This is a genomic window from Variovorax sp. 01T439_2 (assembly GCF_056398445.1).
In genome coordinates, this window is record NZ_JBFTPJ010000249.1 from 1 (window position 1) to 6,628 (window position 6,628).

General features: G+C 67.8%; 9 protein-coding genes. All 9 read right to left on the bottom strand.

Features of this window, described 5'->3' with window-relative positions:
* Nucleotides 1-75 precede the first annotated feature (75 nt).
* Nucleotides 76-246 carry a hypothetical protein gene (locus tag AC1DOC_RS13750; protein ID WP_208856293.1) on the bottom strand — a complete coding sequence of 57 codons (171 nt, stop codon included), beginning with the start codon at nucleotides 244-246 and terminating at the stop codon, nucleotides 76-78.
* A gap of 11 nt (nucleotides 247-257) precedes the next feature.
* Nucleotides 258-2,429 carry a TonB-dependent siderophore receptor gene (locus AC1DOC_RS13755; protein WP_012747192.1) on the bottom strand — a complete coding sequence of 724 codons (2,172 nt, stop codon included), beginning with the start codon at nucleotides 2,427-2,429 and terminating at the stop codon, nucleotides 258-260.
* Complete coding sequence (locus tag AC1DOC_RS13760; protein ID WP_012747191.1) at nucleotides 2,426-2,620, bottom strand: hypothetical protein; 195 nt, start codon at nucleotides 2,618-2,620, stop codon at nucleotides 2,426-2,428. Before AC1DOC_RS13760 ends, AC1DOC_RS13755 begins: the two co-directional genes overlap by 4 nt.
* Nucleotides 2,617-2,877 carry a hypothetical protein gene (locus AC1DOC_RS13765; protein WP_012747190.1) on the bottom strand — a complete coding sequence of 87 codons (261 nt, stop codon included), beginning with the start codon at nucleotides 2,875-2,877 and terminating at the stop codon, nucleotides 2,617-2,619. The genes AC1DOC_RS13760 and AC1DOC_RS13765 overlap by 4 nt, the downstream gene beginning before the upstream one ends.
* Before the next feature lie 89 nt (nucleotides 2,878-2,966).
* Nucleotides 2,967-3,362, bottom strand: a complete 396-nt coding sequence (locus AC1DOC_RS13770) for a DUF2946 domain-containing protein (protein WP_080515733.1) — start codon at nucleotides 3,360-3,362, stop codon at nucleotides 2,967-2,969.
* A gap of 86 nt (nucleotides 3,363-3,448) precedes the next feature.
* On the bottom strand, nucleotides 3,449-3,745 hold the full coding sequence (locus tag AC1DOC_RS13775; RefSeq protein WP_041945469.1) for a site-specific integrase: 297 nt from the start codon (nucleotides 3,743-3,745) through the stop codon (nucleotides 3,449-3,451).
* A 498-nt stretch (nucleotides 3,746-4,243) separates the two neighbouring features.
* Nucleotides 4,244-5,083 (bottom strand): phosphonate ABC transporter, permease protein PhnE, encoded by an 840-nt coding sequence (gene phnE / locus AC1DOC_RS13780; RefSeq protein ID WP_478129941.1) that lies wholly within the window; start codon nucleotides 5,081-5,083, stop codon nucleotides 4,244-4,246.
* A 13-nt stretch (nucleotides 5,084-5,096) separates the two neighbouring features.
* Nucleotides 5,097-5,936 carry a PhnE/PtxC family ABC transporter permease gene (locus AC1DOC_RS13785; protein WP_307591368.1) on the bottom strand — a complete coding sequence of 280 codons (840 nt, stop codon included), beginning with the start codon at nucleotides 5,934-5,936 and terminating at the stop codon, nucleotides 5,097-5,099.
* Nucleotides 5,937-5,938: 2 nt separating this feature from the next.
* On the bottom strand, nucleotides 5,939-6,628 hold a 690-nt coding region (locus AC1DOC_RS13790), incomplete at its 5' end, for a phosphonate ABC transporter ATP-binding protein (RefSeq protein ID WP_478129942.1).

A 6,628-nucleotide genomic window follows, 5' to 3' on the forward strand; every position in this document is an offset into this window, starting at 1 on the left:
GTGGTGCACCGTCGCGCCCACGAGTCCCGCGAACATGTATTGCGGACCCACGAAATCCAGCGCGGTGAACCCCGGTTAGAGCAGCATGCCGATCTGCTCCTTGCCGGTCCAGTGCGCGGGCATGGCGCTCATGTCGTGCGAGGCAGTCACCGGCGAGGCCTTGTCTTCGGCCGCGCCGGCCAGCCAGGGGGAAGCGGCCAGGGCGGCCGCGGCGGTGCGAAGGAATGATCTGCGTTCGATGGTCATGCCGTTCCTCTTCAGTAGTCCAGCCGCAGCGTCAGCCTGGCGGTGCGCGGCGTGCCCAGCTTGATCCAGTCCGAGACGAACTGATGGCTGCCCGTGTAGTACTTCTTGCCGAAGAGGTTGTCGATGTTGAATTGCAGCGCCGCCTTGGCGCTGCCCAACGCGAAGCGGTAGGCCAGCATCGCGTCGACACGCGCATAGCCCGGCAACTGGAAGGTGTTGCCCACATCGCCCTGGCGCCGGCTCTGCGCGAACACACCCGCTCCGCCGCTCCACTGGCTGTCGAAGGCATAGCGTGCCCAGAGGCTGGTCGTGTGGCGCGCGACGTTCGCGAGTTGCTTGCCCTCGTAGGTTGGGTCTTCGGTGACTTTGGTGTCGGTGTAGGCGTAGGAGCCGATCAGCGAGAGCCGCTTGGTGATCTCGCCCGACACGTCCCACTCCAGGCCGCGCGAGCGCGCCTTGCCGATGGTGACGGTGTTGTAGAACGGCGCCGTGTCGATGGGCACCGACCCGGCGCGGTTGCGCTTGACGAGCTGGTAGAGCGCCACCGTCGAGCTGAGCTTGCCGTCGAAGAGTTCGATCTTGTGGCCGATCTCGATCTGGCTGGCCTTTTCCGCCTTCAGCGCCGCCTGGGTCACGGCGTCGCGGCCGTTGTTGGCCGAAACGGCGTCCTGGTACTGCGCATACACCGCCTGGTTGGGCGCGAACTGCCACACGGCGCCCAGGCGCGGCGTGGTGAACGAGGCCTTGTTCGGCGGCGTGGTCGCATCGCTGGCGTACACGGCGCTGGTGCGGTCGTGGCGCAACGCACCGGTCAGGAACACGCCGTTGCCGAAGGCCAACTGGTCCTGCAGGTACACGCTGGTCCAGCGGTTCTGGTCGCGAATGTCCAGGGGCGAGGACATCGCGGTGTCCAGCCTCGGCGTTGCACCGAGCAGTGGGTTGTAGATGTCCACCGCGGACAGTTGCTGGAAGTACGCGGTGCCGCTCTTGCGGCCGTTGTAGGTGTCGAAGCCGATGAGCACCGTGTGCTTGACGCCGCCGGTGTCGAACTTGCCGATGAGGTCGACGTTGAACTGGTCAAGCTTGTATTTGCCCTTGGGCCGCGCGTAGTAGTAGTACCGGCACATCGGGTTGCCCGAGCCCGAGCAGGTGTCGCCCGGCGACATGCCGGCGCCCAGGTCGACGCGGTAGGGCGTCACGTCCATCTCGGAGGTGTCGCCGCGCACGCTCAGCACCTTGCCCTTGACCTGCCAGGTGTCCGACAGCTGGTGCGAGCCCTCGATCTTGAAGCTGGTGGTCTTGGTGCCCGACAGCGTGGGCGAATCGTTGAACTGCCGTGACCACGGCAGGTTGGCCGGCCTGTCGCCCACGGCGGGCACGCCGTAGTCGGTGCGGTAGCGCTGGGTGCTGTAGTCGATGGTTGCGGTCACGCTGGTGCGCGCATCCGGCACCCAGGCCAGGCTGCCGGTGAAGGCACCGAGCTTGTCGGTCACGTAGTCGCGAATGGAGTCCGCGTTGTAGTACGAGGCGGCCACGCGCGCTCGCACGGTGCCGTCCGCATTGACCGGCCCCGAGGCCTCGATGCCGGTGCGCGACAGCCCGTACTGGCCGACCGTCTGCTCGAAGCTGAACGCCGGCACGCTGCTGATCGGCTTGGTCACCACGTTGATGAGACCGCCCGGTTCGGCGCGGCCGTACAGCACGCTCGACGGACCCTTGATCACTTCGACCGACTGGACGTTGGCCATGTTGATCGGTACGCCGGTGACCTTGCTTCCGTCGATGTAGTAGCTGGAGCTGCCGGACATCGGACCCATGGCCGTCATCGAGGCACTCGGAAAGCCGCGCAGGATGGCCAGCGGCTGCGCCGAGCCGTTGAAGCCGAAGTCGAACTGCACGCCGGCCACGTTGCGCAGGGCGTCGCCCAGGGTCAAGGCACTCTGGTCCTGAATGACCGAGAGCGGCACGGTCTGCGTGCTTTGCGGGTTCTGCAGCGAGGGGGTGTCGGTGCGCGTCGCGGTCGCGCTCTCGGGGGCCTGGTAGCTGTCTCGGTCGGCGCTGACGGTGACCGGGGGCAGGCTCTGCTGCGCGCTGCTCTGCGCGAGCGCGGGGCCAGCACCGAAGCTCAGGCCGGCTGTGCACAGTGCGGCGGCCAGTGGTTGGAGGCGGAAGATGCTTCTCATGGGGTATGTCTCTGCGCGATGGGGTGGAAAACGTAGGCGCCGCAAGCGGGGTTGCACTGCGGGGCGGCAGCGCCGGTCAACGTGAGTGCCGCCGCGCAAGCAGCGCCGAACAGCACCGCGACGCCGACCCACGGGCGCAAGGCCGCATCGACTTCACGCCAATAGAAGGCGTCGTCAGAGAGGAGGTTCATGGCGCAGCCACGGCCGAATTGCCGGCCTGTGCCACGCGCTCGACATCACGCTGCTGCGTGGTGGTCAGAACGGGTTTCAGGAACAGGCACTGGCACGCCGCATCGGCGGAGCCTGTACGGTGCACGGCGCTGTCTGTTCTCTGGGCGCTCTCCAGCGCCACACGCCAGTTGGCCCACAGCAACCAAGCGGCCAGGCCGAGGGTCGCTCCGACATTCAAATGCATCAAAGCGCGCAACGCACGCTCGACGTAGGACATGGAAACTCCTGAAGCCGAACACGTCGGTCCGGCGAAATGCAAAAGATCCGCTGGCAGGCGTCAACGCCGGCAGCGGAAGGCTTTGGACTTCAGGAGATGCGCGGAGGCGCGCGGGGCTGTGCAGTCGACCACGCAAACAAGGTGCGCGGTGCTGCGCGAAAGAGTGCGGGCAGGCCATAGTGCAAGGTCGGCACGAACAGTACAGGCGAGGATGCGGGCGGCAGGCCCAGTTGCACCGCATGCGACGAGCAATAGGGGCAGTGCGCCCGCGCGTGATCGTCGGCCTGCTTGCTATTCGACGGTTCGGCTGCTGCGCCATCGACATGCACCAGCTGTTGACCCAGGGCCGTGCAGACCTCGACCCAGCCCGCGCCGCCTTGCGACGGCTGGAATGCGTACGACAGCACTGGCGCGACGGAACCCATCAGGACCGCCAAGCAGGCGATCCATGAGATAAGTTTTCTGAAGCGGTGGCCGACGCGCATGGCCGGATTGTAGATGCCTAGAAATGACAACGACTGGGGGACAAAGCACGTCGCCCCAGACAACAAACCGCCGCCCCGGTACTGACTTACGGCGTGCGCCAGCCAACTCGGTGCCCTGCCGTCGTCGCATCGTGACGGGCATCGTCTTCGGTGTGCCAGTAGATGCTGGTCATGCTGATGTTGGCGTGACCCAGGTTGTCGCGGACCACTTTTAGGTCGAGTTTCTCGCTCAGATGGCTTCCGGCAGTGTGGCGAATCCAGTGCGTCGACGCCTGCTCGAGATGAGTTGCCGCTGCCTGGAAGTCGGGACCGCGCTGGCGCAGCGCTGTCGCGGCTGCGTGCATCACCCCCTTGGCGAGTTCGTGAACGACGCTTCGTGCCATCGGCTTTGATCGGGGCGATCAGCGTCATCACCAGCGGCGTGCTTTCACCCAGCCCAATGCCTTGTGGCAGATCGACTTCAAGGGCGACTTCGGCATGGCTGCAGCACGCTGCTATCCGCTGAACATACTGGACGACCATTCGCGCTTCAATCTCGCGCTGAGGGCCTGCCCAGGTGTGAGCATCGACAGCGTGCAGCCGCACCTGGTGCAGGTCTTCACTCACTACGGGCTGCCGGTGCGTAGAGGGACCGCCACCCATGAGCATCTCAGTTCTTCACGGCTCCGGCACTTAGGGCGTTGGCTTCCAATTTGCCAATACTGGTGCACACGCACTGCACACGGACGCCCCTAAGTAGTTGATTTTCCTCAGGTTTCCGATTTATCCATCATGGGCGCGACGGAAACGACTTTTTCTTTCAAATTCAACAGCTTGGCGCTTTCGTTCATACAGATGGCCTTCAGCTGTAGTTTCTCATGCAGCGGCCGCCCGGGCGAGGTTCACCGCCCCATCAGGCGCCGCGCGATGTAGCTCGCAGCATCCACCAGCGCGACCAGCACGATCATCGCGAGCAGCACCGCGCTGGTCTCGCGCATCTGGAACAGGCCCAGGTGGAAGGCCAGCATCTGGCCCAGTCCGCCGGCGCCGACCACGCCCAGCACGGCCGCGGCGCGGATGTTGTTCTCCCACCGGTAGAGCGCATAGCTCATCAGTTGCGGCAGCACCTGCGGCAGCGTCGCATAGAGGAACACCCGCCCTTCCGGCACGCCGCGCACGCGCAGCGCAAAGGCGGGGCCCTGGGCCGCGTTCTCGATGCTTTCGGCGAACAGGCGGCCCAGCACGCCGGAGGTGTGCACCGCCAGCGCCAGCGTGCCCGCGAAAGGCCCGAGGCCGGCCGCTATCAGCAGCAGCGCGGCCCACATGAGTTCCGGCACGCTGCGCAGGGCATTGAGCAGCAGCCGCGTGGGGCCGCGCCAGCGCGCCGGGTCGCCGGCGTGCAGCTTGCTCGCGGGCAGCGCGAGCAGCAGGCCGGCCACCACGGCCAGCAAGGTGCCGACCACCGACATCGCCAGCGTCTCGAGCGCGGCCGGCAGCAGCTTCTGCAGGAAGGCCGCACCAAGGGCCGGCTTGGCGAGCTCGCCGGYGAAGCGGCCCATGCGGGCCAGCGAATCGATCGAGAAGAAGCGCGCCCACTGCAGGTCGAGCGACCAGAAGCTCGCGACCACCAGCGCCGCCAAGGCAGCGACCATCCAGCAGGCGCGGCAGCGCGCATCGAACAGCGGCGGCGGCAGCCGGTAGACCTCGTTGGCGGCGGATGGTTGCGGTTCGGTCTTGGGCATGGCGAGGAGGCTCTCAGGCCAAGGCGCGCCGCAGCCACGCGCTCAGCCGGTCGGTGGCCGCGACCAGCAGCACGAACACCAGCAGCATGGTGCTGACCTCGGCGCCGTTGAACATCTTCATCGACGAATCCATCTGCTGGCCGAGCCCGCCCGCGCCCACGAAGCCGAGCACGGCGGACGAGCGGATGGCGCACTCCCAGCGGTAGACGGTGTAGCTGGTGAGCTCGGCCGCGTTCTGCGGCAGCAGGCCGTAGAAGAAGGCCTGGATGCGGCCGGCGCCGTTGCGCAGCAGCGTCTCGGTCGGATGGGCATCGCCGCTTTCCAAAATCTCGCCGTAGACCTTGCCCAGCATGCCGGCATAGGTGAGCGCGATAGCCAGCACGCCGGCCGTGACGCCCAGGCCGACCACGCGCACGAACACCAGCGCCCAGATGAGTTCCGGCACGCTGCGCAGCACGATGAGCAGGCCGCGCACCGAAAAGCGCAGCACCGCCGGCAGCGCCGCCATGCGGCCGGCCAGGCCGGAGATGGAGAGCGAGCGCACCGACAGCAGCGTGAGCGGAACCGCCAGCACCATGGCCAGCGTGAGCCCGGCCGTGGCAATGGCCACCGTGCGCCAGGTTTCCCGCGCCACCAGCGCCAGGAACTCCGCGTCCATGCGCGGCGGCACGAAGCCGGCCAGAAATTGCAGTGCCGGCTCCATGCCGCCGGGCGCCAGCAGCAGCCACGGCTTGAATTCGGTCAGCACGAGCATGGGCCACAGCACCACGGCCGCGGCCAGCAGCCAGAACACGCGGTGCGCCCAGGCGGGGTCGCGCTCGGCCGGTGTTGTGCGTGACGGGACGGCGGCCATGCTCAGCGGCAATGCATCACGACGGGAGCCGCTTCGGCCGGCCCCTCGTCGAGGACGCCGGCCTGCGCCGGCTCCTGCGCATACAGCTCGCGCAAGAGGGCCGGCGTCACCTGCGCGGTCGGCAGGTCGAAAGCCAGCAATCCGTCGCGCAGGCCGATGATGCGCGGAAAGTGCTGCAGCGCGAGCGGCACGTCGTGCAGGGTGGCCACCAGCGTCGCCCCGCTGTCGCGCGCCCATTGCGTGAGGGTGTCCAGCGCCTGCCCGGCGCGGGCCGGGTCGAGTGCCGACAAGGGCTCGTCGACCAGTACCAGCTGCGCTTCGGACAGCAGGCCGCGCGCCAGCCCCACGCGCTGCCGCTCGCCGCCGGACAGCCGGTCCACGCGCGCGAAGAGCTTGTCCGCCATGTCGAAGCGCGCGAGCGCGGCGTCGGCCTGCGCGATGCCGGTCGGATAGAACAGGCTGCGCAGCGCCTGCCACAGCCCGATGCGCGGCAGCCGGCCGGCCAGCACCGCGGTCACCACGCGCTGGCGCGGCGGCAGCGGCGGCACCTGGGGCGCCAGGAACAGCCGGCCGCGCAGGCGCTGCAGTTCGCGCCGGGGCAGCCGCCACGGATCGCGGCCATCGAGCTCGATGCTGCCGGCCGCGGGCGCGAGCGCGCAGGCCATCAGGTGCAGCAGCGTCGTCTTGCCGGC